This window comes from Microbispora sp. ATCC PTA-5024, from assembly GCF_000511135.2.
Taxonomy (GTDB): domain Bacteria; phylum Actinomycetota; class Actinomycetes; order Streptosporangiales; family Streptosporangiaceae; genus Microbispora; species Microbispora corallina.
This window is the reverse complement of the sequence record NZ_KI866527.1, coordinates 21857-45941: the sequence shown is the minus strand read 5'-3', so window position 1 is coordinate 45941 and position 24085 is coordinate 21857. Positions and strand designations below refer to the sequence as shown.

Below are 24085 nucleotides of genomic sequence, written 5' to 3'. Positions count from 1 at the left end.
GAAGGGGTGGGGGGAGGACCTCCTCCGCGGAGGGGGAAAGGCCCTCCCGGTCGTGTCACCGCAGGTGGTGGAACGCCGGTTTCGGGTGCATCAGGAAGTCGTGGTGGGAGATGTTCCAGGCGTACGCCCCGGCCATCGCGAAGGCCACCACGTCGCCGACGCCGAGGGAGGCCGGGACCTTCCGGGCGAAGACGTCCTTGGGGGTGCACAGCCGGCCCACGAGCGTGGTGGGCTCCGCGGGGGAGCCTCCGCCGAGGACCGCGAACGGCTGGTCGTGGCCCTTCGTCACGGGGGTCCGCAGATGGTGGGTGCCGCCGGACAGGACGGCGAACCGTTCGCCGTGGACCCGCTTCACGTCGATGACCGTGGTCAGGTACCAGCCGCAGTAGGCGGTCAGGGCGCGGCCCGGCTCGATGCGCAGCGTCTCCCCGGGCCGCGCCCGCTCCCGCAGCCCGGCGCCGTAGGCGGCCCAGTCGAACCGCGCGTCCGGGTCGTCGTACGCGACCGCCATCCCGCCGCCGAGGTTGACCTCGGTGACGCCGAGACCGCGGGCGTACGCCAGGACGGCGTCGGCGAGGGCGAGAAGGGCGGGCGCCGCGAGGCCGCTGGCCAGATGGGCGTGGATCCCGCGGAGCCGTACGGACGAGGAGGCGAGCGAGGCGAGCGAGGCGAGGCACTCGGCGACGCCGGCGGGGTCCATCCCGAACGGCGTGGCCCTGCCGCCCATGGCGAGCGAGGCGCCGGAGACCGGGACGTCGAGGTTGACCCGCAGCAGCACGTCGGCCGGTCCGGCGAGACGGCGCAGCTCGGCCGGGCTCTCCACGTGCCACCGGTACGCGGACGGCGCCAGGGCCAGCTCGTCCGCCGTCTTCCCCGGGCCGCCGACGCTGACCGGCATGTCCGGCAGGACGGACCTGACGTGGGCGAACTCCCCGCCGGACGCCACCTCGAGCCCGTCCACGTGCGGCGCGAGCGTGCGCAGGACCTCGGGGTCGGGGTTGGCCTTCACGGCGTAGTGGATTTCGACGCCCTTGGTCGCGGCCCGTACGGCGGCCGTGTGGGCGTCGAGGGCGGCCAGGTCGTAGACGTACGCGGGGACGTCGCCGAGCGACCGGGCGACGTATGCCACGCCCTCCGGGACCTCGATCATTCGCTCACACTCCACGGAAGGGGTTGTCCACGAGGACGTATCCGGCGTGCCGGTCGGCCGCCCTCGCCCACCGCACGCCGAGGTTGGCCTTCGCGGGCAGCGGCTCCCCGGCCAGCACGCGGGCGAGGGGCGCGGCCGGTCCGGGGGCGTGCTCCTCGGCGTACCGGGTGAGGACGTCGCGGGCGACCGCCCACAGCTCCCGCAGCAGGCGGTCCTCGTCGCCGCCCGCCGTCTCCGCGACCGTGGCGGCGGTCTCGGCCAGGGTGTTGACCATCAGGCAGTACGCGACCCTGTTCCAGGCCCGGCCGGGCTCGTACGCCAGTCCCTCGGCCACCCGGCGCGGCAGCCCGCCGAGGTCGTGGCGCCCGGCGACGAGCTTGGCGCCTTCCATGTCGCGGAACACCGCCTCGGCCGGCAGGCCGCCGGGGTCGATCCCGACCAGGACGTTCTGCAGGTGGGCCTCCAGCACGACGCCGTGGCGGAAGAACGCGTCGAGGACCGGGCGGGCCACCCGCTCGACGTACGCCCGCCACCAGCCGGTGGGGTCGGCCGCCCGCCGGGCCCGGACGGCCTCGGGCACCCCGTCGCCACCGGGGGCGGCCAGCGCGGCGGCGAGGACCGGGGTGACGCCGGGCCCGCACACCTCCCACGGCCCCGTGCGGACGATGACCCCGAGGCCCTCCAGCAGGCGGGTGCCGAGCGCGGCCGACCGGTAGCCGGGCTCGGGCAGCCACCGCGTGCCGGGGAACCGGCCGGCCAGGCGGTCGAACACCGGCCCGAGCCGCCGGGTCAGCTCGACTGCGCCCGACAGCTCGTACCAGGCGTTCTTGCGCACGCAGTTGGTGATCCGCACGTCCAGGCTGAACTTCAGGCATGTCCCGGTCGCCGGGTCGTACACCGTACGGACGGAGGAGGTGGGGACGACGGAGCCGGAGGCGGGCCCGAGGTCGAGCAGCCGCCCGTCGGCGAGCGGCGCGGCCAGGTCGGCCGCGAGCAGGTCCACCTGCCAGGGGTGCGCGGGCAACGGCACATACCCCGGCGGCACCACCGCACCGAGCGCGGCCCTGTCGAGCGCGGACGTGTCGCCCTCCTCCGCCACGAGGTCGGCGCGCACGCCGAGCAGCCGCAGGGGGAACCGGGCGTGCACCTCGGGGGCGTACCGCTCCCAGTCGCGGCCGGACCGCGCCTTGGGGGAGGGATGGAACGGGTGGCCGGTCACCAGCGCCTGCTCCGAGGCGAGCCACGGGTCGGCCGGCGCGGACGCCGGGTCGCGGGCGGCCAGGATGCGGGCGACCGCCTCCCTGCTGGCCTCCACCTGCTCCGCGAACTCAGCGTTGCCTGCGCCGCCATCGGCGCGCAGGTCCTCGTACACGAGGCCGGCGAGCGCCGCGGAGGTGAGGGGCGCCCAGGAGCCGCCCACGAGCCGTTCGGCCGGTCCCGCGGCCCGCAGGGCGATGCCGCCGCGCGCCCGCACGCGCACGAGCGACCCGCCCAGGCGCAGCAGCAGGTACGGCCCGGCGGACCACGCGCGGCCGCCCGCCGCGCCGAGCTCCCGCAGGCAGCAGCGCAGCAGCGCGCCCAGCGTCGCCTCCTCGGCCATGGCGGCGTGCGGGTCGAGCAGGAGGCTGTCCATCGGTCGAGATGCCCCTTCGAGCGGCGGAGAGGAGGAAGGCGTCACCAGCGGAGGTAGTTGGGGCCGGTCGTGCCGTAGAACTTGTTCACGTCGCGGGCGCCGGTCCGCTCCTTGCCGACGAGGGTGCCGGCGACCAGCATCGACTTGCCCACGAGGCGGGCCGCGTCCAGCGTCCTCGCCCGCAGCAGCCGGGCCGCCGGGTCGTCGCCGTACGGCTCCAAGGCGGCGGTGAGCGCCTCCCTGACCAGGCCGGGCGCGGCGCCGGGGACGGCGCCGTGCGCGACGGCCATGGCCGCCAGGTGAAGCGTGATGGTGACGAAGACGTCGGCGAGCGCGTACGGGTCGTCGGTCAGCATGCGCTCGTCGGCGAAGTCAGGAACGGCGAGCCCGGCCCGGCGCAGCCGGTCGGGGGAGGCGAGCAGCCCGTCGCCGTCCTTCACGACCAGCCGCGGCGGGCCGTCCCCCAACAGCAGCGACAGGTTCTGCTGGTGGGCCTCCAGGGCGACGCCGTACTCGACGAACAACGTGACGTTCCAGCGCATCAGGACGCCCAGGTAGTCGCGCAGCAGGGCCGTCACGTCGCCGCCGTGGACGCGGCCGGCGAGGTGCTCCAGCACGGTCGTCCGGCGTCCCGGCGGCGACGGGAACCGCGCCAGGAGGGCCGCGACCGGCACGTTCTCGCCCTCCGGAAGGCGGCGGACCAGCCAGCCCAGGTACTCGTGTCCCGCGTGGCCGTACTCCTGCTCGCCCGCGAGCACGACCCGCGCCCCGGGCTCGCGGCGCAGGATCTCGCGGAGCAGCTGTTCGGCCAGGGCGCCGTCGCGCAGCGTCCCCGGCTTGATCGACCGCCGGTTGCGCAGGCCGAGCGTGCTCGTGGGCAGCGGCAGCTTCAGGTGGGTCCGCTCGTCGACCTCGACCGTCCGCATGGACAGTGTCGGCCGGACCGTCAGGTACGGCTTGGGGGCGGCCTCGGCCCACGGCAGCCCGTCCACCACGGGCACGGTGAGGGGGTGGACGGGGAAGAGCACATGGGTCGCCGCCAGCCGTGGGCAGAGCCCGACGTCCCCCGGCTGCGGCCACCACTCGGGGAGACGCGGCTCGGACGGCGTCACCCGCTCGCGCGGCACGGCCGCCCAGGCCAGGTCGAACCGCGGGCCGAACTCGGGGGCGTGGGCGAGCAGGTCGTCGCCGGAGATCCCCAGGCGGCAGCGGCCGGTGGGGTAGATCGGATGGTCGAGCCCGGCGGCCAGCGACTCGTAGAACACGCCGGAGGCGCCCCCGCGGGCCCGCGGCCCGTCCTCGCGCAGCAGGCGGGCGGCGACCGCGTCCCGATGGGCGGCGTGCAGGGCGGCGGCGGCGAGGGCCTCCCGGCACTCGGCCGCGAACGCCGAAACCCCGGCCGCGTCGGCCGGGTCGGCGACCGCCTCCAGCGTCCGCAGCACCTCCTCCAGCCCGAGTGGCCCTGTCCTGGCGCTCCCGCCCGCGGGCGGCTCTCCCGGAACGGGCCCTTCCTCAAGCGGCTCCGCCGGGACCGCGAAGTCCTGGAACGGGCTGCCCGTGACCGGCCGCACGCGGCGTCCCGAGGCGAGGACGAGCGCGACGCCGTCCTTGTCGTGGGTGAGACGGGACATGACGCCGCCGTAGTCCTCCCGGAGCAGCGCGTTCAGCACGCGGACCGCCAGGTGGTGCTCCACGGCCGGCACCCGGGTCACGCGACCGTCCAGGGGTGGAGCCTCCCGAACGCCGTCACGGCGGCGTCGACGCTCGCCCGGCCGGGGCCGGTGGCGCGGACGATGCCGAGGAAATCGCGGTTGGTGCCGGTGAGGTCGACCCGGTCGCCGGGGGCGCGCAGCGGGTGGTGCCACAGCCGCACGCCGTACCCCGCCCAGGGCTCGTCCCCGCTCGGCGCGATCTCGGGCGGGGCCGCGGTCACGACGCCGGAACGCCCGGCGACGACGGCCACCGACGCGCCGTGCCGCGCCCCGTCCCCGCGGACGGCCGGAGCGGCGGGGAGGGGCTCCCCGGCGTGCGCGCGGAGGATCCACTCGTGCACGGGGACGCCCGCGAGGTCGGCCAGCAGGAAGTCGCAGTCGTCGCCGATGAGCCGGTAGTTGATCTCGATGATGCGGGGGCCGTCCGGCGTGACGGCGTACTCGGTGTGGCAGGCGCCGAAGCCCGCCCCGATCGCCCGCAGGGCGGCCAGGACGTGGCGGACGTGCTCCTCCGCCGGTGCGGGGTCCCAGTCGAGCCGCTCCTCGACGAAGTGCGGGAGCGGCCCCAGGGTGGTCCGGAAGCCGCCGAGCACCCGGACGCCCGACGCGTCGCCGAGCGTCTCCAGCGTGTGGACCGGGCCGTCCAGGAACTCCTCCGCGACCAGCACGTCGTCCGGCCGCCGGGTCCTGATGTCCGCGACCGCTGCGGAGAGGTCCGCCTCCCCGGCGGCCAGCACGACGTCCTCGCTGGCCACGCCCAGCGCGGGCTTCACCACCACCGGGTACGGCAGATCGGCGGGGAGCGGGGCGCCGGGCGCGAGCCGTACGGACCGGACGGGGTCCACGGCCGCGAGGGCGGCGCGCGCCAGGGCCTTGTTCTTGGCCGTGACGCAGGCCCGCCAGTCCTTCGCGGGCAGGCCGAAGTACGCCGCGGCGAGAGCCGTCTCGGCCTGGAGGTGGTCGGAGTTGGAGAAGACGGCGCCGGGCGGGTGGTGCGCGGCGACGGCCTCGATCACGGCGCGAGGGTTCCGCACGTCGACGGCGAGGGCCTCGTGGTCCGGGTAGTCGCCGGGCCGGTCGGTCAGGATCGTCACGTCCCAGCCCAGGGCCGCCGCGGCGGGAAGGAACCCCCCCGTCACCGAGGCGGTCGGGTTGAGCGCCGTGAGGTACAGCCGCAAACGTTCCTCCGAGGTAAGGCTAACCTAAGTTGCATCATCCTAGCCCCGTGGCCGGCCGTCGCGCCCGGGAATCCGCCCGGGGACCGGCGTTGTTCCCTGAGCCACCCGTGGAAGGATGACGCCGTGGAAATCTCGGACGGACTGCTCGGCCCCCTGCTCCTGGCGCGCAGCGCCATCGACCGTTCGGCGGGGTTGCGCGGCGACGAGGCGTGGCTGGAGCAGGCGTGGGCCGCGGAGAAGACGCGCGTCCTGCTGGTCCACGAGGGGCAGACGTTGATCCGCCGGTTCACCGACGGGGCGGCGCTGGTGCTGATGGCCCCCGCCGAGGCCCCCGAGGGCCCCCGCTACCTGCTCGGCGTCGACGACGACGGCGTGCCCTACTTCGCGGTCCGGGCGCCGCTGCCGCCCGGCGAGGCGGCGGGCCTCAGGAACGCGGCGGTCCTGCTCGACGACCGCGACGCCGGGCTGCTCGTCTACGCCGTGGCCCTGGAGGCGTGGCACGCGAGCCACGAGCACTGTCCCCGCTGCGGCACCCGTACGGAGATCACGGCCTCCGGCCACATGCGCGTCTGCCCCAGGGACGGCAGCCAGCACTTCCCCCGGGTCGACCCGGCGGTGATCATGCTGATCCACGACGACGACGACCGTGTCCTGCTGGCGCGCGGCCCGGAGTGGCCCGAGGGCCGCATGTCCGTCCTGGCCGGGTTCGTCGAGCCGGGGGAGTCGCTGGAGCACGCGGTGGTGCGCGAGGTCCTGGAGGAGGTCGGGATCGCGGTCACCGCGCCCCGCTACATGGGCAGCCAGCCGTGGCCGTTCCCCCGCAGCCTGATGCTGGGGTTCGTGGCACGGGCCGCCACGACGGAGTTGCGCCCCGACCACGAGGAGATCGCCGAGGCGCGCTGGCTGTCGCGGGAGGAGCTCACCGCCCAGGTGGAGTCGGGGGCGCTGCGCCTGCCCGGCCAGGTCTCGATCGCCCGCAGGCTCATCGAGACCTGGTACGGGGGCCCGATCGCCGACCTCGACGGCTGACGCCGGGAGGCTCAGCAGACGCCCTGGAGGTGGCGCTTGACCTCGGCGACGGACGGGTTGGTCATGGTGTGGCAGTCGGCCACCACGGTGGGCACGACCCGGTTGCCGTTGTTGACGCTCATGACGAACGCGGCCGCCTCCGGGTCGCTCTCGACGTCGACCTCGCTGTAGGCGATGCCCTCGCGGGTCAGCTGGCTCTTGAGCCGCTTACAGGGACCGCACCAGGTCGTGGTGTAGACCGTGAGCGCCATGTTCGTTCCTTCCGTGCGCCGAGGCCGGTAATGCCGAGCAGTCGTGCCAACACCGCCTCCCCGCAGGGTGTTCCCGTACGGGACCCCTGTCATGTCGGGCGCCGGCCCCGCGCCCCGGGGACCCCGGCCCCGGCTGGACGCCCTGGGAGCCGCCGCGGCTCAGTGGCCGAGGCGGGCCACGATCCACGCGTCGACGGCCTCGGCCACGCCCCGCTCGCGGTAGAGCGGCGCGCTGTGCTGCACGCCCGGCATCGTCTTGATCGTCATGGGCACGCCCACCTCGGCGAGTGCCTGCTTGAGCGCCTCGCTCTCGTACGGCGGGACGAACTCGTTCTCCGAGTGGACGGTGAAGACCGGGGCGTCCCCGGGCGACGCGTGGAACGGCACCTCCATGCTCGACCACGTCTTCGGGCACTGGGCGGGCGTGCATCCGCCGGCCAGGGCCACGGCGGCCGCGCGGAGCTTGCGCTGCTCCGCGCCGCTGACGCCCGGCTCGCCGTCGGCGTACGCCGCCAGAGGCGAGACCACGGGCGAGACCCCGACGACCCCGCGCAGGCCCGGCAGGCCGTCGCCGTACGTCCCGACGGCGGTGGCGATGTGCCCGCCGGCGGAGAAGCCGACCACCACGTAGCGGTCGGGGTCGGTGTTGAACAGCGCGGCGTGGCGGCGGACGGTGGTGATCGCGTCGAGCGCGTCGCTCCGCTGGGCGGGCCAGGGGGCGTCGCCGGAGAGCCGGTAGTCGATGTTCACGACCGTGTACCCGAGCTGGGAGTAGCTCCGGCTCACCTGCGTCATGTACTTCTTGTCGCCGCCGGACCACCAGCCGCCGTGGATCACGAAGACGGCCGGCCTGCGCGGGCCGCCGGTGTGCCACCAGACGTCCATGCGCTGCCGGGCGTGCGACCCGTACGCGAACGTCCTGATCCTGACGTCCGCCGTCGCGGACGCCGAGGCGCTCGGGGAGGGGCTCGCCGAGGGGGTGGGGGAGGCCGTCGCGCCCGGGGCCGGATCGGCGTGCATGGCGGCGACGGCCGTGGTGGCGCCCGCGCTCCCCGGGGCGGCCACGACGGCCGCGAGCGCCAGCGCCCCGGCCCCCAACGCCGCCCTCACCGCTGTGGTCACGGCTGTCCTCACGGCTCCGTTCCTCCCCGATGTCGCCGTCGCGCCGACCGTCCCCGGGACAGGTCCCGTCGGCTGCTGGAAGGATGATGCCAGTAATGTCCTCCGCATCGCATGTTGGGAGCACCCCTTGGACGTCCTGGAGGGTCTGGATCCCGAGCAGCGCGAGGTCGCCCAGGCGGTGCGCGGCCCGGTCTGCGTGCTGGCCGGCGCGGGCACCGGCAAGACGCGGGCCATCACCCACCGGATCGCCTACGCCGTCCAGAGCGGGGTGGTCGAGCCGCAGGGCGTGCTCGCCGTGACCTTCACCACCCGCGCGGCCGCCGAGCTCAAGCAGCGGCTGCGCCGTCTCGGGGCGTCCGGCGTGCAGGCCCGCACCTTCCACGCGGCGGCCCTGCGCCAGCTCAGCTACTTCTGGCCGCGCGTCATCGGCGGCGACACCCCGCAGGTCGTGGAGTCGAAGCTGCCGCTGCTCGTCGAGGCGTGCCGCCGCATGCGCAGGAACCCCGACCGGGGCGAGCTGCGCGACGTGGCGAGCGAGATCGAGTGGGCCAAGGTCACCCAGGTCGGCCCGGAGGACTACCCGGCCGCTGCGGTCAAGGCCCGGCGCACCCCTCCCATCGCGCCGGAGGAGGTCGCCCGGCTGTACGAGGGGTACGAGGCGCTGCGCCGCCAGCGCAACCTCATCGACTTCGAGACCATCCTGGAGCTCACGGCCGCCGTGATGACCGAGCACCGGGAGGTCGCCGGCCAGATCCGCCAGCAGTACCGCTACTTCGTGGTCGACGAGTTCCAGGACGTCAACCCGCTGCAGAAGCTACTGCTCGACACCTGGCTCGGCGGGCGTGACGACCTGTGCGTGGTGGGCGACCCCAACCAGACGATCTACTCGTTCACCGGCGCCACCCCCCACTACCTGACCAACTTCGCGGTCGAGCACCCATCGGCCGCCGTCGTCCGGCTAGTGCGCGACTACCGCTCGACCCCGCAGGTCGTCACGCTGGCCAACCGGATCATGGCCCGCTCGCCGCACCGGCTCGAACTCGTCGCCCAGCGGCCGGCCGGTCCCGAGCCCGTCTTCACCGAGTACGACGACGAGGGCGCCGAGGCGCTCGGGGTCGCGCTGACGGTCAAGAAGCTGATGGCCGACGGCGTCCCGGCCCGGGAGATCGCCGTGCTGTTCCGCGTCAACGCCCAGTCGGAGGCGTACGAGCAGGCGTTCGCGGACGCGGGCGTGTCGTACCAGCTGCGCGGGGCGGAGCGCTTCTTCGAGCGGCCCGAGGTGCGCCAGGCCGTGGTGCTGCTGCGCGGGGCGGCGCGGGCGGCCGACGAGGGGGAGCCGCTGGCCCCCGCCGTCCACGCGATCCTGTCCGGGATCGGGCTCACCCCCGAGCCGCCGGGCGGCGGCAAGGCCAGGGAGAAGTGGGAGTCCCTGCGCGCCCTCGCGGAGCTGGCGGAGGACATGGCCTCCGAGGGCGGCACGCTCGGCGGCTTCGTGGCCGAGCTGGAGCGGCGGGCGAGCGAGCAGCACGCGCCGCCCGTCGAGGGCGTCACGCTCGCCTCGCTGCACGCGGCCAAGGGCCTGGAGTGGGACGCCGTCTTCCTCGTCGGCCTCACCGACGGCATGGTCCCCATCGTGTACGCCGAGACGCCCGACCAGGTCGAGGAGGAGCGCCGCCTGCTGTACGTGGGCGTCACCCGGGCCCGTGAGCACCTCCACCTGTCCTGGGCCCTCGCCCGCTCGCCGGGCGGCCGCCGGGCCCGCCGGCCGTCGCGGTTCCTCGACGGGCTGTCGCACCGCACGACCGGCGTCGCGAGGGCCGAGCGGACCGCCGCACGGGGGAAGAAGCCGGCCGCGCCGCTCCACTGCCGGATCTGCGGCAAGACGCTCGCGGTCGCCGCCGAGCAGAAGCTGGGCCGGTGCGCGACCTGCCCGGCGGACTACGACGAGGCGCTGCTGGAACGGCTCAGGGCGTGGCGGACGGGGGCCGCCAAGGAGGCCAAGGTCCCGGCGTACGTCGTGTTCACCGACGTGACCCTGCAGGCCATCGCGGAACGGGTGCCGACCTCGGAGGAGGACCTGCTCACGATCGCCGGCATCGGACGCGTCAAACTTGAGCGGTACGGCGACGCGGTGCTCGAGCTGTGCCGCGGCGCCGATAGTGTTACCGGCGAGTAATATCCCCGTTGTTGGAGGCCCCCGTGAACTCGGCTCTCAAGGAGCTGCTGGACTTACTCGACCTGGAGCAGATCGAGCTCGACATCTTCCGGGGGCGCAGCCCCGAGGAGCGCATCCAGCGGGTCTTCGGCGGCCAGGTCGCGGCCCAGGCGCTGGTCGCCGCCGGTCGCACGGTCCCCGGCGACCGGATGGTCCACTCGCTGCACGCCTACTTCATCCGGCCCGGCGACCCGGCCGTGCCGATCATCTACAACGTCGACCGCGTGCGCGACGGGCGCTCGTTCACGACCCGGCGCATCACCGCCATCCAACACGGCAAGGCGATCTTCTCGATGTCGGCCTCGTTCCACATCCACGAGGAGGGCGTCAGTCACCAGGCGGCCGTCATGCCCGCGGTCCCCGAGCCGGAGACCCTGCCGACCTTCCAGCAGCGCATGCTCACCGCGCTGGGGGACGAGCCGGCGCTGCGCGAGTGGCTGTCGCGGCCCCGGCCGGTCGACTCGCGCTACGTGAACGCGCTGCCGTGGGAGGCGTACCGCGACCCGAGCCTGATCAGCCCGGAGAACCACGTCTGGTTCCGGTACGACGCCGACCTGCCCGACGACCCGCTGCTGCACATCGTGCTCGCGGCCTACGCGTCGGACTTCACGCTGGTCGACACCGTGCTGCTCGCGCACGGCATGGCCTGGGGCGCGTCCAACGTGACCGGGGCGTCGCTCGACCACGCGATGTGGTTCCACCGGCCCTTCCGGGCCGACGAGTGGCTGCTGTACGCCCAGGAGTCGCCGTGGTCGGGGAACGCCCGCGGGCTGGCGCGCGGGCAGATGTTCACGGCCTCCGGGCAACTGGCGGTGTCGGTGGTGCAGGAGTGCATGATCCGGGTGAGCGACGGTGTCACGAAGTCGTGAAAATCGCAGGTAGAAAATAGGTTGCCCACCCTGCCACCGCACGTTTAGGGTCTTGACCAAGCCGGTCGGACGGTCCCGTCCGACCATCGAGAGGAATCGGAGGTGAGTCCAGTGAGGAACATGATCATGATCACGTTTGCCACGCCGTGGCTCGCTTCCGCATGCCCGGTCGCCGCCGTCGCGCAGGTCAAACTGCCGATCGCCGACGCCGCCATCCGTGCCGATGTCCCGTCCCTGACGGGGCGCGGTTCCGCCTTCGCCGGCCGCATCGCCGGCGTGGCCGGCCACGGCACGCCCGCCTACCTCCCGGTCCGCATGGACCGGCCGGTGAGCGATGAGCAGACCAACCGCACCGCCAATGGCGGAGTGCAGGGTCCGCGTTACGCCTGGAGAGAACCAGTCACAACCTGACCGGTCACCTCTTCCAGGCCGCGGATCCGCACAGGATCCGCGGCCTTCTTGTTTGTCGGCCACGAATCCACCCGCCACGAGGACAACCAGACCAGACCCAATCGAAGAGGTGACGCAGATGGCGGCCCCGGTCATGGACCTGATCGAAGCCGAAATCCCCTGCCGTACCGAGCCCGACCTGTGGTTCGCCGAGTCTCCGGAGGACGTGGAGTTCGCCAAGGCGCTCTGCGGAGGCTGCCCGATCCAGAAGGCCTGCCTGGCCCGCGCGCTGGAGCGCGAGGAGCCGTGGGGCGTCTGGGGCGGCGAGCTGATCCTGCGGGGGGTCGTCGTTCCCCGCAAGCGGCCGAGGGGGCGCCCGCGCAAGTCCCCCGTCGCAGCCTGAACCACCGTACGAACAGCATCAATCCGGAAGGACCCACTCAGATGAACATCTCCCCGGCTACCTCCCTGTATCTGCATCAAGAACTGGTCCACGAGCGAATACGAACCCTCCACCGGGAGGCGGAGGAGGAGCGCATCGCCAGCAGGGTCAGGAGCGTGCGCAAGGCGCGCCGGCAGGCCGAGCGCGCCGCCGCGCGCCTGAGCTCCGCGCTGGCGCGCATCTGACACCCGCTCAACGACCGGTGACCTCGATCAGGCGGGACGGCCTGACCTCCGCGAGCCTTGCGGACGAGTGAACGACGAAGGCCCGGGCCTGATGGCCCGGGCCTTCTCCGTGTCGTCGGGTCGTCCGCTCGTCGTCCGGTCGTCTTCCGGCTGCTTTCCGTCAGGGGCGCAGCACGCAGAACTCGTTGCCCTCCGGGTCGGCGAGCGTCACCCAGTGGTCGTACGTGCCCAGCACCCGCGCCCCCAGGGCCGTCAGCCGGGCGATCTCGGCGTGGATGTCGTCGCAGGCCACGTCGATGTGAACGCGGTTCTTGCCGGTCTTGCCCTCCGGCACCCGCTGGAACCAGATGCGGGGGGTGACGCCGGGGCCCGCCTCCACCAGCACGGTCGGGTCGTCCTCGGGGTCGTCGATCCCGGCGGCGCGCAGCCGTTCCAGCTCGGCGTCGTCGTACGGGGCGACCTGGTAGCCGTCCAGCGCGGCCGCCCAGAAACGGGCGAGCGACGCGGGGTGACCGCAGTCGATCACGATGTCCTTGATCCTGGCCATGGCCTCATGCTGCCCCGCCGGGATCACGTCGTCGTCACACCAGGGCGAGGGTGCTGCCCTCCGGGTCGCCCGGGTCGTCGTCGGCGAAGCCGGGCACCCAGCGGACGACCTCGTCGCGGAACCGGGCCGTCGCCCCGAGCTGGCAGAGCACGCCCACGCCGGCGGCGTGGACCCGGTGGACCAGCACGTACGACGCGGGAAGGTTGAGCTGGCGCACCACGTTGGTGGGCCGCAGGTCGGCGGCGGTCGCCGCCTGCTGCCGCAGCCACTCCCGGCTGAAGGTGAACTCCTCCACCCGCGTCGGCTCGACGTACGGCGCGAGGAACGCGCGGAGCGCGTCCGCGTCGACCTCGATGTGCGGGCGGATGAACCCCTCCTCGCGCAGCCCCCGCACCACGGCCTCCATGTCGCCCTGGTTGAAGATCCGGGTCAGCGTCCCGAAGACGACGGGGTAGCCGTCGGGCAGCCGGTTGACGGCGCCGAAGTCGAGCACGCCGAGCCGGCCGTCCTCCATGACGCGGAAGTTGCCGGGGTGGGGGTCGGCGTGCAGCATGCCCACCCGGGCCGGGGAGCTGAACAGGAACCGGACGAGCTGCAGACCGGCCCGGTTGCGCTCCTCCTGGGTGCCGTCGGTGATGATCCGCGACAGCGGAGTGCCGGTCATCCACTCGCTGACCAGGATCTGCTCGTTGGCGGCGATCACGTCGGGCACGTGGAAGTCGGGGTCGTCCCGGAACTCCTGGGCGAAGGCGTGCTGGGCCTCGGCCTCCTTCAGGTAGTCGAGCTCCTCGGCCACCCGCTCCTTGAGCTCGGCGAGGACCGGCTTGATGTCGAGGCCCGGCAGCATCGCCCCGAACAGCTTGCCGAGCCGTGCGAGCTGGTTGAAGTCCGCGATCAGCGCCTTGCCGGCGCCCGGATACTGGATCTTCACGGCCACCGGGCGGCCGTCGTGCCAGACCGCGCGGTGGACCTGACCGATGGACGCGGCGGCCGTTGGAGCGTCGTCGAACTCCCGGAAGTTCTCCCGCCAGTCGTCCCCGAGTTGCTCGGCGAGGACCCGGTGGACGGTCGCCGCCGGCAGCGGCGGCGCGGCGTCCTGTAGCCGGGTCAGCGTGGCGCGGTACGGGCCGGCGATCTCGGGAGGCAGCGCGGCCTCGAAGATCGACAAGGCCTGGCCGAGCTTCATGGCGCCGCCCTTGAGCTCGCCGAGGACCTTGAAGATCTGGTCGGCCGTCCGCTGCTGGATCTCCTGGGCCACCCGCTCCGCCGGAGCGCCCCCGAGCCGTCTGCCCAGCCCGAGCGCGGTGCGGCCGGCGAACCCCAGGGGGAGCGTGGCGAGCTTGGCCGAGCGGGTCACGGCACGGTGGGGAAGGTCACTCACCTCCCCATTGTCGGCGATGACGGGTGCTTTCGACCACAATTTCCGTTCGTCTTGACTTAAGGAGGGCGGACAAACGGAGGTCGTCCGGGGAATCGCGCCTCCTTCGCCTCATCGGCAGCACAGGTCACGCGGCCTCCGCGCTCGATCACGCGCCTGAGCTTCCCTCACGGGGCACACGCTCGCCCGTCCTCGGGTCACGCGGCCTCGGATTCAGGCGCTGGGGCAAGACCGGCGCGGCAGTCGCACTCGGGGTGCGGCTGCCAGGTGCGGCGGCGCCAGTGCCAGCCGGGGACGACGTCCCAGGTGCTGCCCGGCACCTCGCCGCGGTCGAGGTAGTCGAGCGCGTGGGCCGCGGCCTGGGCGGCGACCAGCGACGCGAGCGCGACGTCGCACGCGATCTCGCCCGGCGGGTAGCCGCCGAGCCGCGCGACCACGGCCGGCCAGGACGGGTCGCGGTCGCGGCGGACCAGGTCGAGGCACCGCAGGCAGGGCGTGACCCCCGGGACGACGAGCGGGCCGGCGCAGCCGTGCCCCTCGAACGCGGCCGCCAGCAGATGGGGGACGCCCCCCGTGACCAGGTCGCGGACGAGGACCGGGTCGAGCGGGCCGACGGGGGCCAGGACCACGAGGTCGGGCCCGGTCGCGCGGTCTCCCAGGCGGGACGCCGAACGGCCCGGCCACGCGGTGATCCCCGGCGCGATCTCCCGGAGGAGCGCGACGGCGGCGTCCTCCCGCGACCCGCCGAGCGCCGCCCGGCCGAGTCCGCCGGGCGCGAGGTCCTCCGGCCGGGCGGCGCCGGGGTCGACGACGCACACGTGGCCGACGCCCGCGGCGGCGAACAGGGCGGCCACCTGCGCGCCGACCCGCCCCGCGCCGTAGATCCGGACCCGCCCGGCCCGCCTGGCGGCCATGGCCTGCATACCGCCGTCGCGCGAGGTGAGGGACAGCCGGGCGAGGTCGGGCCGGAGCCGGTCGCGCTCGGCGACGGTCAGCCCGCTGAGGGCGTGGGGCCGGACGGCGGCGTCCTCGATCAGGCCGCGCTCCGCGAGCCGGTCGACCACCTCGCGGGCCGACCCCTCGTCGAGGCCGCCCTCGGCCGCGGCCTGCCGGAGCGTCCGCGTGCCGTCGAGGCCGTCGATCAGGCGCCGTACGGGCGGCTCGACGTCGGTGAGCACGACGGCGCGGAGCGGGTGGACGCCGAACTGGAGGGTGCGGTCGTCGCGCTCGACGCGACGCAGCGCGGGCTTCACACGGGGTCTCATAGTCGCCAGACCTTGTCACAGCCAGGCCCGCCCGGGATTGGAAACCATCGGGGCTGTGGATAATTACCGGGGTGTTCGTTGCCGCTGAACAACCGGAATCGCGACGTTTTCACGCCCGCAAGGTCATGTTCGCCCGATTGACCAGGGAGAACGTGTATCACCCCCTGTGGAATTCGGCGCGTGTCGGCTACCTTTCATATGTGCCCCCCGAGACAGTCGAGGTTCGTCGGAGCGCACGACGGCGGCGAACCGTTTCCGCGTACCGCGATGGCGACAAAACCATCGTGTTGCTTCCGGCTGGACTGAGCACGACCGACGAGGAGCAGTGGGTACGCCGCATGCTCGACCGCCTCGCGGCGAAGGAGCAGCGAAAACGCCCCAGCGACGACGACCTGCTCGACCGGGCGATGGAGCTGTCGGCGCGCTACCTGGACGGACGGGCCATCCCGACGAGCGTGCGCTGGGTGGAGAACCAGTTGCACCGCTGGGGATCCTGCACGCCCGACAACGGCACGATCAGGTTGTCGGCCCGGCTGCGCGGCATGCCCGCCTGGGTCGTAGATTACGTGATCATGCATGAGCTGGTCCACCTGCTCGTCCCGAGTCACGGCCCCCGGTTCTGGGCCCTCGTCGAGCGCTACCCGCGCGCGGAACGTGCCAGGGGGTTCCTGGAGGGCTACTCGATGGCGGCCAACGGTTCGACGGAGGAGTGTTGACCCGTGTCGCCGCGGTCCTGGTCTCGGCCGGGATGGCCGGCGGCGCGCCTCCGGGCGTCGATCCCGGCGAGTTCCTCCTGGCCGTCGCCGAGGACACCTACGAGATGGTCGCCGGGCTGGAACTGGTCCGGCCGGTGATCCTCTCCGTGGGCGTCCCGGGGCTCGACGAGATCGCCTGGCCGGGCACGCCGGTGATCGAGATCGGCTCCCCGGCCGACGCCTTCGCCGCCCTGCCGCCCGCCGACGAGGGGGTGGTGGTCAGCGGCGACGCCCCCGACCTGCCGCCGCTGCTGATCGGCAAGCTGTTCCGCGAGCTCGGCCGCGCGCCGGTCGCCGTCTGCCCCGCCGAGGGCGGTGGAGCCGCCGCCGTCGCGGCCCGGCTGCCGCTGCCCGGCTGGGCCACGCCCGACTTCGACGAACCCGACCTCGTCGGGACGCTCCGCGGCAGGGCCCCCGGGCGCCGCATGGTCGCCACCGGTCCCGGGTGGCACCGCCTCCGCGCTCCGGCGGACGTCGCCCGGCTCGACCTCGGCCTGGAGGGCTGGGACAACACCCGCGCCCTGCTCACCTGACACGAGGCCGCCGATCAGGCGCCGTACGGGCGGGTCGACCCGGAGCGGGCGGGCGCCGGCGCCCGGCCGTCCTCATCCCTTCCTCAGGCGGGAAGACAGCCGCCGCAGCCGCGGCACCAGCACGTAGACGACGATCGGGACCGTCAGCGTCGCCATGATCGGGGGCTGCGCGTACGACGGGAGCCCCCGCAGAAGCCCGCCGAGGACGAACTGCAGGACGCTCAGCGTGGGCAGAACGGCGGCCCAGACCAGCAGGGCCTGCTGGTGGACCGAGGGCTCGGCCGGCCGCCGGGCTGTGGTGCTCGCGCTCATCGGGACTCCTCCGGTATCCGGGACGGCGGGGCGCCGTGCTCATGACCTCACCTTGCGGCCTGCCGAAGCAGAAGTCCAAGATATGGATGAACTGACTACCCATAAGGGACGCTTATGGAGCTGCGTCAGCTGCTCTACTTCGTGGCGACGGCGGAGGAGGGGAGCTTCACCCGGGCCGCCGTGCGGGTCCACGTCGCCCAGCCGGCGATCAGCCAGCAGATCGCGCAGCTGGAGCGCGAGCTCGGAGACAGGCTGTTCGACCGATCGGAACGGCGCGTGCGGCTGACTCCCGCGGGCGAGGCGTTCCTTCCGCACGCGCGCGCCGCCCTTGAGGCGGCCGGCGCCGGAAAGGACGCCGTCAGCTCGCTGCGCGGGGAGCTGACGGGGCGGCTGGCCGTCGGCGCCGTCCCCTGCCCGCCCGACTGGCTGACGGAACGGCTGGCCGACTTCCGCCGCCGCCACCCGCGGGTGCGGCTCACGCTCCGCACCGGCGATCCGCAGGCCCTCACCGCGGCCGTGGCGAGGAGCGGGCTGGACGCCGCGGTCATCGGGCTCGTGGGCGGGCGGCTTCCGGCGGGGCCGGCGGGTCAGCGGCTTCCCGCCGTGCTCGCCGCCCAGGACCTCGAGGACGAGCCGCTCGTCGTCGCCCTCGCCCCCGGCCATCGGCTCGCCGGAGCCCCGGAGCTGTCGCTGCGCGACCTGCGCGACGAGGCCGTCGTCACGCTGGTCGAGGGCTCGGGCCTCCGGGACGTCCTGGAGAGCGCGTGCGCCGAGGCCGGGTTCGTCCCCCGGGTCGAGGCCGAGACCGACGACCTGCACAGTGTGGCCGATCTCGTGGCCCACGGCTTCGGCGTCGCCGTCCTCCCTCGGTCGGCGGCGCGGCGGACGCGGCGGGAGCTCGTGGTCGCCGGGCTGCGCGATCCCGCCCTGCGGCGTTCGACGGCGCTCGTCTGGCACCGCGGCCGGGTCTCCCTCCCGGGACGGGCCTTCCTCGACCTCGTGGAGGCCCGGGAGACGGCGGCCCGCCCTGAATGAGGGCACGCCTCACGGCCCGGGCAGACGCAGCTCCGCGAAGAGGGCGCGGTGGTCGGTGCCCGGAACGGCGTGCACGCTTGTGGCGACGGCCGACGCCCGGCGGTCCACCAGCACGTGGTCGATGGTGATGAACGGCGGCATCCGTTTGTTGGCGGGCCAGGTGGCGAGCAGGCCGTTCCCCGTCTCGTCCGCGGCGTCGGCGTAGCCCTTGGCCAGCACGTCGCGCAGCGCCGCGTGGTCGAGGCTGGCGTTGAAGTCGCCGGACAGCACGCGCACGGCCCCGGCGGCGGGCGCCGGCAGTGACCTCAGGTCGGCGGTCCAGGCCGCCACGTCCGGTCCCAGCGGCGCGAGCGTGTGCACGTCGACGATCTCCACGGCCCGGCCGCCGGGCAGAGTGAGCTTCGCCGCCGGCATGTGGTGGCCGCCCTCGGGCGCGAAGTCCGGCAGGTCGGTCAGCGGGTGACGGGAGAAGATCCCGCTGCCCTCCGGGCCGTACCCCTCCTCGACGTCGCGGTACGGCAGCAGCGCGCCGATCCCGGCCGCGTCCAGGGCCGCTACCTCGTCCGGGTCGAGCTCCTGTGTGGTGAGGACGTCGGGGCGCAGACGCCGTACGAGGTCGACGACGGTCGGGGCGTCGCCGTTGCCGAAGAACAGGTTGACGGTGAGGATCCGCAGCGCGGGACCGGTCGCCGTGGGCGTGGAGGCGAACGCGCGGGGCAGCACGGCGCACCCGAGGAGCACGGCCGCCGCCACCGCCGCCGCGACCGCGGCCCGGCTGCGCGCCGCCACGGCGGCCAGCGCCGCGAACGGCGACACCAGGGCGACGTATGGCGTGGCCGTCATGAGCTCGACGATCACCGGGCCGCGGTCGAGCCCGGCCAGCCGGGCGACGGCCCAGAACGCGACCGGCGCCACGACCGCCCAGGCGAGCGGCCGGGACACGCGCAGCCGCCCGCGTGGGGGAGCGGCGATCACGCCGCCGACGTCCGCCTCGGTGGTCATGATCTCGACCCTAGCCAGCGGCCGCGAAAGCCGGTGTGAGGCCGGTGTGCGTGTTCTGTGCAGAACCGGACGGGAATCCGCGTCGAAGACCCCGCCGGACCTCCTCGCCCCGGTCGTCCCTGCGCCCCCGTCGCCCGGTGCGGCGCGGCCGGGCCGGGACCGGGCTCAGGCGGCGGTGAGGAGGGCGCGGGCACGCCGGGCCAGCCGCCGGGTGGCCTCGTCGCTCAGCTCGGGGATCCCGTCCACGGGGAACCAGCGCAGGTCGAGCGACTCGTCGCTGATCACCGCCTCGGCGCCGGGCGGGGCGATCGCGCCGTACTCGACGTCGAGGTGCCAGCTGTGCGGGGGGTGGCACCAGACCTTGTGCCGGTCGAGGGCGAGCGGCCCGTCGAGCAGCACGAGCCCCGGGATGCCGGACTCCTCGGTCGCCTCGCGCAGGGCGACCCCGGCGAGCGTGGCGTCCGTGACCTCGCAGTGCCCGCCCATCGGCAGCCACATCCCGGCCTTGGGATGCAGGGTCAGCAGCACCTTCGTGCCGTCGTGCGACAGGACCGCCGTCGTCGCGGTCAGGTGGCCGGGCGCGCACTCGCGCCACATCCCGTCCTCGTACGCCTCCAGGTGGGCCACGAACTCGGCGCGGAGGGCCTCCTCGTCGGGAGTCGGCGCGGTCCATCCGGCCAGTACGGCGTGCGCGTCACGATGCAGGCTCACCGGCGCAGCCTACCCACCCCCGGCGACACGCCCGCGCGCGCCGGGAGCCGGTCAGCCGGCGTCGCGGGGGCCGTCCTCCTCGCCCGGCTGCTCGGGCTCCTCGAGATCGGACAGGCCGGACAGGTCGAACTCGGCCTCGCCCTTGACGAACCGGCCCGGGTCGTCGAGGTCCTCGGCGGTGGGCATGAGGTCGGGGTGGCCCCACACCGCGTCGCGGCCCTCGACGCCGCGCTCGTCGGCCAGCGCCTTCCACAGCGCCGCGGCCTCGCGCAGCCGCCGGGGTCGCAGCTCCAGGCCGACGAGGGTGGCGAAGGTCCGCTCCGCGGGGCCTCCCGTCGCCCGGCGCCGCCGCACGGTCTCGGCGAGCGCCGTCGCGGACGGCAGCTTGCCCTCGGCCGCGGCGTCCACCACGGTGGCGACCCAGCCCTCGACCAGCGCGAGCGCGGTCTCCAGCCGGCTCAGCGCCGCCTTCTGCCGCTCGGTCTCCTCGGGCTTGAGCAGCTCACCGCCGCCCAGGACCTCCTGGATCTGGGCCGGGTTGCTCAGGTCGAGCCCCTGGAGCTTCTCCTCCAGGGCGGACACGTCCACCGTGATCCCCTGGGCGTACTCCTCCACGGCGCCGAGCAGGTGCGCCCGCAGCCACGGGACGTGCTGGAACAGCCGGTGATGTGCCGCCTCGCGCAGCGCCAGGTAGAGCCTGATCTCGTCCGAGGGCGTCTCGAGCCCCTGGCTGAACGCGGCGACGCCGCCGGGCAGCAGCGCGGCCGTGTCGGACAGCGGCAGCCCGATGTCGGAGGAGCCGACCACCTCGCGGGCGAGCGAGCCGAGGGCCTGGCCGATCTGCTGGCCGACCATCATGCTGCCCATCTGCTTGAGCATGCCCATCAGCGGCCCCGCCATGGCCTGGGCCTCGGGGGGCAGCCCGGACGCGCCGAGCGTGCCGCCCATGGTCTCCACCATGCGCGCGGCGACCGGGTCGGCGAGCTGCTTCCACACCGGCACGGTCTTCTCGATCCACTCCGACCGGCTCCACGCCTGCGGGTTGACCACGCCGCTCGGCAGCGTCGTCACCTCGTTCAGCCACAGGTCGGCCAGGTTGAGGGCCTCGACGATCTGGCGCCGCTCGCCCTCCATGACGCTCGGGTCGCCCTCGGCGACCACCGCGTGCCTCGCGATGTTCTTCGCCATCTCCCAGTTGACGGGTCCGGCGTCCGGCGAGGCGGACAGCATGTCCGCGAACTGCCGCATGGCCGCGGCGATCTGCTCCGGGCTGCCGAACATGGCGAACGGATTGTCGTTGGGGTCGTTTTCGCGACCTGGCAGGTCAGTCACCGCGCCACCTCGTGCAGGATGGAGGAGTCCACATCCGCCACGTTATCCGCCGCGGGGCGGATCAGTGCAAAGTGAGGACCTCGTGCCTACCTCGAAACGCCTCCGCTCGCCCGTCGTCGCCGTCACGGGCGCCGCCTCAGGAACGGGCAGGGCGTTCCTCACGAGAGTGGCCTCGTCTGCGGATTTCCGCCGCGTCGTGGCGATCGACGAGCAGCGGGGCGACGTTCCGGACGTCACCTGGCGGGTGCTCGACATCCGCGATCCGCTCTTGGCGAACCGCATCTCGGACGTGGACGTCCTGGTCCATCTGGGCACCGACGAGTCGCTCGACTCCGACCCGGCCGAGCGCCGCCGGTACAACCTGCGGGCGGCCCAGACCGTGCTCACGGCCTGCGCCGCCGCCCGCGTCCGCCGGGTCGTGCTGGTGACGAGCGCCATGGTGTACGGCGCGGCCGCCGAGAACCCGGTCCCGCTGCCCGAGGACGCCCCCGTCGCCGCCGAGCCGGACACCGGCATGGTCGGCGACCACCTGGAGATCGAGGCCCTCGTCCGGCGGTCGCTGCGCTCGCACCCCGGCCTGGAGGTGACGGTCCTGCGGCCCGCCGCCCTGGTCGGGCCGGGCGTGGACACGGTCGTCACCCGTCACTTCGAGGCGCCCCGGCTGCTCGTGGTGAAGGGCTGCCTGCCGCGCTGGCAGTTCTGCCACATCGACGACCTGGTCTCCGCGCTGGAGGCGGCGGCGCTCGGGAAGGTCGGCGGCGTCGTCGCGGTGGGCTCCGAGGGATGGCTGGAGATGGACCAGGTCGAGGAGATCTCCGGCCTGCGCCGGTTCGAGCTGCCCGCCGCGCTGACGTTCGGCACGGCCCAGCGGCTGCACCGCCTCGGGGTCACCCCGGCCCCGGCCACGGACCTCCACTACGTCGTCTACCCGTGGGTGGTCGACGGGGCGTCGCTGCGCGAGGCCGGGTGGAAGCCCACCTGGACCAACGAGGCGGCGCTGCGCGAGTTGCTGGAGCTCCGCGAGGGCAGGCACGCCGTCGTCGGCCGGCGCCTGTCGGGCAAGGAGGCCACGATCACGGCCGCCGGCGCGACCGTCGCCGTCATCGGCACGGCCGCCATCGTCCGCGCCGCCCGCCGCAAGCGCCGCACCTGACGCCCGCCCGCCGCCAGGCACGCGGCGGTGGCGGCGGGTGGCGGCGGGACCGGGGACGGCGCGCGGCGGCGGGACCGGGCGTAATACCCTCGGGGCGTGGACGTCATCCGATTGCTGGGCATCCGCGACACCCCGCTGTCCGTCGACGAGGTCATGGCGGCCGTGGGGGACCACGCGGCCGGCGGCACGGCGGTCTTCGTCGGCACGGTCCGCGAGCAGGACGGAGGCCGGCCGGTGACGCTGCTCACCTACTCGGCCCACCCGTCCGCCGAGGAGCACCTGCGCCGGGTCGCGGAGAAGGTGGCGGCCGACCACCAGGCGACCGCGCTCGCGGCCGTCCACCGGGTCGGCGACCTGCGACTGGGCGAGATCGCCGTGATCGTGGCGGCGGCCTGCCCGCACCGCGGGGAGGCGTTCGACGCCTGCCGCCGGCTGATCGACGACCTCAAGCGCGAGGTGCCGATCTGGAAGCACCAAATCTTCGCCGACGGCGACGCCGAGTGGGTCGGGGCCTGCGATTAGCGCCGCGCGGACCGCATAGAGTTCGACCATGTCCCGACGCTCCCTGACCCTGCTGGTGGCGGGCTTCCTCACGCTCGCGCTCGCGGTCGTCGGCGCCGTGCTCCCGGTGCCGTACGTGGTGCTGAGCCCCGGTCCGACCGAGAACACGATCGGGGACGTCAAGGGCAAGCCCGTGATCAGCATCTCGGGCCACGAGACCTATCCCACCGACGGCAGGCTCAGCCTGGTCACGGTCGCCTACCAGGGCGGCCCGGACAACCGGCTCGACCTCGTCACGGCTCTGCGCGGCTGGCTCGATCCGACGGTGGCGGTCGTCCCGGAGGAGACGCTCTTCCCGAGGACGTCCTCCGCGAAGGAGGTCGAGGAGCAGAACACCCAGGAGATGACCGACTCGCAGCAGTCGGCCACCGCCGCCGCGCTGAACGCGCTGAAGATCCCCATCCAGAAGACGATCTCGGTGGCGGCCACCGACAAGGGCGCGCCCGCGGACGGCAGACTGAAGCCCGGCGACGAGATCACCGCCGTCGACGGCGCCCCCGCCGGGGCGCTGGAGTCGGTGGCGGCGGCCGTGCAGAAGCACAAGCCGGGCGAGCAGGTCACGTTCACCGTCAAGCGGGGAACCACCACCAGCGACGTCGTCGTCGGCACGAAGCAGGGCCCGGACGGCCACGCCGTGGTCGGGGTCCGCATGCGCTCGGCGTACCGCTTCCCGTTCAAGGTCGACATCAGCGTGGGCGAGGTGGGCGGCCCGAGCGCCGGGCTGATGTTCTCGCTCGGGATCTACGACAAGCTCACGCCGGGGTCGCTCACCGGCGGGAAGTCGGTGGCCGGCACCGGCACCATCGACCCGACGGGCGCCGTCGGCCCGATCGGCGGCATCGAGCAGAAGATGGTCGGCGCCAGGAAGGCCGGCGCCACCGTCTTCCTCACCCCCTCGGGCAACTGCGCCGACGCGGTGCGGGCGGTGCCCGTGGGCATGCGACTGGTCAAGGTCGACACGCTCGACGGCGCGATCAAGGCGCTGGACGCGCTGCGCAGCGGCTCGGGGAACCTGCCGTCCTGCCCCGCCTCCTGACTCCCGGACAACCCGGCGAGTGGCTGTCCTGGACCGGCCACCGGAGGCGCCGGCGACCCCGGCCGGGCGGCGGGAACCGGCGTGACGTGGTCGTTTGCGCGGCGTACCGGCTCGGATGAACCCGATGCTCGGATCACGACCTCGGCTGTCGCGGTGTAGGTTTCCAAGCACGGACCGTTGCTCTATGACAAGGGGTTGGCGTTGAGCTTCCGGAGCCCCGGAGCCGGACGGGCGATGCGCTTGCCCCGACGGCCGAGACTTCTCATACCCGTCACGATCGCCGTCGTCG

At 74.0% G+C, this 24085-nt stretch carries 25 protein-coding genes; 12 read left to right on the top strand and 13 right to left on the bottom strand.

The annotated features are described in order from the left end of the window. Positions 1–55 precede the first annotated feature (55 nt). From MPTA5024_RS34670 to MPTA5024_RS34655, 4 genes are read right to left on the bottom strand one after another with little or no spacing between them, the layout of a single operon-like run. On the bottom strand, positions 56–1150 hold the full coding sequence (locus tag MPTA5024_RS34670; RefSeq protein WP_036332223.1) for an alanine racemase: 1095 nt from the start codon (positions 1148–1150) through the stop codon (positions 56–58). A 4-nt stretch (positions 1151–1154) separates the two neighbouring features. Further along, complete coding sequence (locus MPTA5024_RS34665) at positions 1155–2783, bottom strand: IucA/IucC family protein (RefSeq protein WP_036332222.1); 1629 nt, start codon at positions 2781–2783, stop codon at positions 1155–1157. 41 nt (positions 2784–2824) lie between these two features. Then, positions 2825–4495, bottom strand: a complete 1671-nt coding sequence (locus MPTA5024_RS34660) for an IucA/IucC family protein (protein ID WP_036332221.1) — start codon at positions 4493–4495, stop codon at positions 2825–2827. Further along, positions 4492–5673, bottom strand: a complete 1182-nt coding sequence (locus MPTA5024_RS34655; RefSeq protein ID WP_036332220.1) for an ATP-grasp domain-containing protein — start codon at positions 5671–5673, stop codon at positions 4492–4494. Before MPTA5024_RS34655 ends, MPTA5024_RS34660 begins: the two co-directional genes overlap by 4 nt. A gap of 123 nt (positions 5674–5796) precedes the next feature. Between MPTA5024_RS34655 and nudC the strand changes: the two genes are divergently transcribed. Next, a complete protein-coding gene (gene nudC / locus MPTA5024_RS34650) occupies positions 5797–6702 on the top strand; it encodes an NAD(+) diphosphatase (protein ID WP_084370248.1) in 906 nt (301 codons plus the stop codon). Positions 6703–6713: 11 nt separating this feature from the next. Here nudC and MPTA5024_RS34645 read toward each other — a convergent pair whose 3' ends face one another. Both MPTA5024_RS34645 and MPTA5024_RS34640 read right to left on the bottom strand, forming a co-directional pair. Further along, on the bottom strand, positions 6714–6953 hold the full coding sequence (locus tag MPTA5024_RS34645; RefSeq protein ID WP_036332219.1) for a mycoredoxin: 240 nt from the start codon (positions 6951–6953) through the stop codon (positions 6714–6716). A 159-nt stretch (positions 6954–7112) separates the two neighbouring features. After that, entirely contained in the window at positions 7113–8075 is a 963-nt protein-coding gene (locus MPTA5024_RS34640) for an alpha/beta hydrolase (RefSeq protein WP_232326773.1), read from the bottom strand. 127 nt (positions 8076–8202) lie between these two features. Here MPTA5024_RS34640 and MPTA5024_RS34635 point away from each other — a divergent pair, with 127 nt between their 5' ends. The 5 genes from MPTA5024_RS34635 to MPTA5024_RS34615 all read left to right on the top strand — a co-directional run bounded on the left by MPTA5024_RS34635 (position 8203) and on the right by MPTA5024_RS34615 (position 12176). Further along, positions 8203–10251, top strand: a complete 2049-nt coding sequence (locus tag MPTA5024_RS34635) for an ATP-dependent DNA helicase UvrD2 (protein WP_036332806.1) — start codon at positions 8203–8205, stop codon at positions 10249–10251. Positions 10252–10274: 23 nt separating this feature from the next. After that, positions 10275–11159, top strand: coding sequence for an acyl-CoA thioesterase (locus MPTA5024_RS34630; RefSeq protein WP_084370246.1), 885 nt, complete (start codon positions 10275–10277; stop codon positions 11157–11159). Positions 11160–11279: 120 nt separating this feature from the next. Then, positions 11280–11570 carry a hypothetical protein gene (locus MPTA5024_RS34625; protein WP_036332217.1) on the top strand — a complete coding sequence of 97 codons (291 nt, stop codon included), beginning with the start codon at positions 11280–11282 and terminating at the stop codon, positions 11568–11570. 118 nt (positions 11571–11688) lie between these two features. Then, on the top strand, positions 11689–11952 hold the full coding sequence (locus MPTA5024_RS34620; protein ID WP_030507395.1) for a WhiB family transcriptional regulator: 264 nt from the start codon (positions 11689–11691) through the stop codon (positions 11950–11952). A gap of 41 nt (positions 11953–11993) precedes the next feature. Then, a complete protein-coding gene (locus tag MPTA5024_RS34615; protein ID WP_036332216.1) occupies positions 11994–12176 on the top strand; it encodes a hypothetical protein in 183 nt (60 codons plus the stop codon). Between the two features lie 160 nt (positions 12177–12336). Here MPTA5024_RS34615 and MPTA5024_RS34610 read toward each other — a convergent pair whose 3' ends face one another. From MPTA5024_RS34610 to MPTA5024_RS34600, 3 genes are all read right to left on the bottom strand, one after another. Next, entirely contained in the window at positions 12337–12723 is a 387-nt protein-coding gene (locus MPTA5024_RS34610; protein WP_036332215.1) for a VOC family protein, read from the bottom strand. Positions 12724–12757: 34 nt separating this feature from the next. Beyond that, positions 12758–14104, bottom strand: a complete 1347-nt coding sequence (locus MPTA5024_RS34605) for an ABC1 kinase family protein (protein WP_036332214.1) — start codon at positions 14102–14104, stop codon at positions 12758–12760. 194 nt (positions 14105–14298) lie between these two features. Then, positions 14299–15366: a ThiF family adenylyltransferase gene (locus tag MPTA5024_RS34600; RefSeq protein WP_036332213.1), complete on the bottom strand. Its 1068-nt coding sequence runs from the start codon at positions 15364–15366 to the stop codon at positions 14299–14301. 200 nt (positions 15367–15566) lie between these two features. Between MPTA5024_RS34600 and MPTA5024_RS34595 the strand changes: the two genes are divergently transcribed. Together MPTA5024_RS34595 and MPTA5024_RS34590 are read left to right on the top strand one after the other, a co-directional pair. Next, positions 15567–16082, top strand: a complete 516-nt coding sequence (locus MPTA5024_RS34595; protein WP_051459125.1) for a M48 metallopeptidase family protein — start codon at positions 15567–15569, stop codon at positions 16080–16082. Further along, the gene (locus MPTA5024_RS34590; RefSeq protein WP_051459050.1) at positions 16079–16654 is read left to right on the top strand and encodes a hypothetical protein; all 576 of its coding nucleotides are present in this window, start codon (positions 16079–16081) and stop codon (positions 16652–16654) included. The genes MPTA5024_RS34595 and MPTA5024_RS34590 overlap by 4 nt, the downstream gene beginning before the upstream one ends. 72 nt (positions 16655–16726) lie before the next feature. Here MPTA5024_RS34590 and MPTA5024_RS34585 read toward each other — a convergent pair whose 3' ends face one another. After that, positions 16727–16966, bottom strand: coding sequence for a hypothetical protein (locus MPTA5024_RS34585; RefSeq protein ID WP_036332211.1), 240 nt, complete (start codon positions 16964–16966; stop codon positions 16727–16729). 114 nt (positions 16967–17080) lie between these two features. Between MPTA5024_RS34585 and MPTA5024_RS34580 the strand changes: the two genes are divergently transcribed. After that, positions 17081–18001: a LysR family transcriptional regulator gene (locus MPTA5024_RS34580; RefSeq protein WP_036332210.1), complete on the top strand. Its 921-nt coding sequence runs from the start codon at positions 17081–17083 to the stop codon at positions 17999–18001. A 9-nt stretch (positions 18002–18010) separates the two neighbouring features. On the opposite strand, the gene MPTA5024_RS34575 is transcribed toward MPTA5024_RS34580, so the two are convergent. The 3 genes from MPTA5024_RS34575 to MPTA5024_RS34565 form a co-directional block, all read right to left on the bottom strand. After that, a complete protein-coding gene (locus MPTA5024_RS34575) occupies positions 18011–19003 on the bottom strand; it encodes an endonuclease/exonuclease/phosphatase family protein (protein ID WP_084370244.1) in 993 nt (330 codons plus the stop codon). Positions 19004–19168: 165 nt separating this feature from the next. Then, a complete protein-coding gene (locus MPTA5024_RS34570; protein ID WP_036332209.1) occupies positions 19169–19714 on the bottom strand; it encodes an NUDIX hydrolase in 546 nt (181 codons plus the stop codon). A gap of 51 nt (positions 19715–19765) precedes the next feature. Then, positions 19766–21046: a zinc-dependent metalloprotease gene (locus MPTA5024_RS34565; protein WP_036332208.1), complete on the bottom strand. Its 1281-nt coding sequence runs from the start codon at positions 21044–21046 to the stop codon at positions 19766–19768. A 64-nt stretch (positions 21047–21110) separates the two neighbouring features. Between MPTA5024_RS34565 and MPTA5024_RS34560 the strand changes: the two genes are divergently transcribed. The 3 genes from MPTA5024_RS34560 to MPTA5024_RS34550 all read left to right on the top strand — a co-directional run bounded on the left by MPTA5024_RS34560 (position 21111) and on the right by MPTA5024_RS34550 (position 23796). Beyond that, positions 21111–22199 carry an NAD-dependent epimerase/dehydratase family protein gene (locus tag MPTA5024_RS34560; protein WP_051459048.1) on the top strand — a complete coding sequence of 363 codons (1089 nt, stop codon included), beginning with the start codon at positions 21111–21113 and terminating at the stop codon, positions 22197–22199. A 96-nt stretch (positions 22200–22295) separates the two neighbouring features. Beyond that, positions 22296–22721: a molybdenum cofactor biosynthesis protein MoaE gene (locus MPTA5024_RS34555; protein WP_036332206.1), complete on the top strand. Its 426-nt coding sequence runs from the start codon at positions 22296–22298 to the stop codon at positions 22719–22721. A 28-nt stretch (positions 22722–22749) separates the two neighbouring features. Then, a complete protein-coding gene (locus tag MPTA5024_RS34550) occupies positions 22750–23796 on the top strand; it encodes a YlbL family protein (RefSeq protein ID WP_036332205.1) in 1047 nt (348 codons plus the stop codon). Positions 23797–24085 lie beyond the last annotated feature (289 nt).

Bases quoted from the DNA above. Each gene is read 5' to 3' on its own strand.
- MPTA5024_RS34585 (WP_036332211.1), bottom strand. From the start codon at position 16,966: ATGAGCGCGAGCACCACAGCCCGGCGGCCGGCCGAGCCCTCGGTCCAC.
- MPTA5024_RS34550 (WP_036332205.1), top strand. From the start codon at position 22,750: ATGTCCCGACGCTCCCTGACCCTGCTGGTGGCGGGCTTCCTCACGCTC.
- MPTA5024_RS34665 (WP_036332222.1), bottom strand. From the start codon at position 2,783: ATGGACAGCCTCCTGCTCGACCCGCACGCCGCCATGGCCGAGGAGGCG.
- MPTA5024_RS34615 (WP_036332216.1), top strand. From the start codon at position 11,994: ATGAACATCTCCCCGGCTACCTCCCTGTATCTGCATCAAGAACTGGTC.
- MPTA5024_RS34580 (WP_036332210.1), top strand. From the start codon at position 17,081: ATGGAGCTGCGTCAGCTGCTCTACTTCGTGGCGACGGCGGAGGAGGGG.
- MPTA5024_RS34600 (WP_036332213.1), bottom strand. From the start codon at position 15,366: ATGAGACCCCGTGTGAAGCCCGCGCTGCGTCGCGTCGAGCGCGACGAC.
- MPTA5024_RS34645 (WP_036332219.1), bottom strand. From the start codon at position 6,953: ATGGCGCTCACGGTCTACACCACGACCTGGTGCGGTCCCTGTAAGCGG.
- MPTA5024_RS34620 (WP_030507395.1), top strand. From the start codon at position 11,689: ATGGCGGCCCCGGTCATGGACCTGATCGAAGCCGAAATCCCCTGCCGT.
- MPTA5024_RS34625 (WP_036332217.1), top strand. From the start codon at position 11,280: ATGATCATGATCACGTTTGCCACGCCGTGGCTCGCTTCCGCATGCCCG.
- MPTA5024_RS34575 (WP_084370244.1), bottom strand. From the start codon at position 19,003: ATGACCACCGAGGCGGACGTCGGCGGCGTGATCGCCGCTCCCCCACGC.
- MPTA5024_RS34670 (WP_036332223.1), bottom strand. From the start codon at position 1,150: ATGATCGAGGTCCCGGAGGGCGTGGCATACGTCGCCCGGTCGCTCGGC.
- MPTA5024_RS34610 (WP_036332215.1), bottom strand. From the start codon at position 12,723: ATGGCCAGGATCAAGGACATCGTGATCGACTGCGGTCACCCCGCGTCG.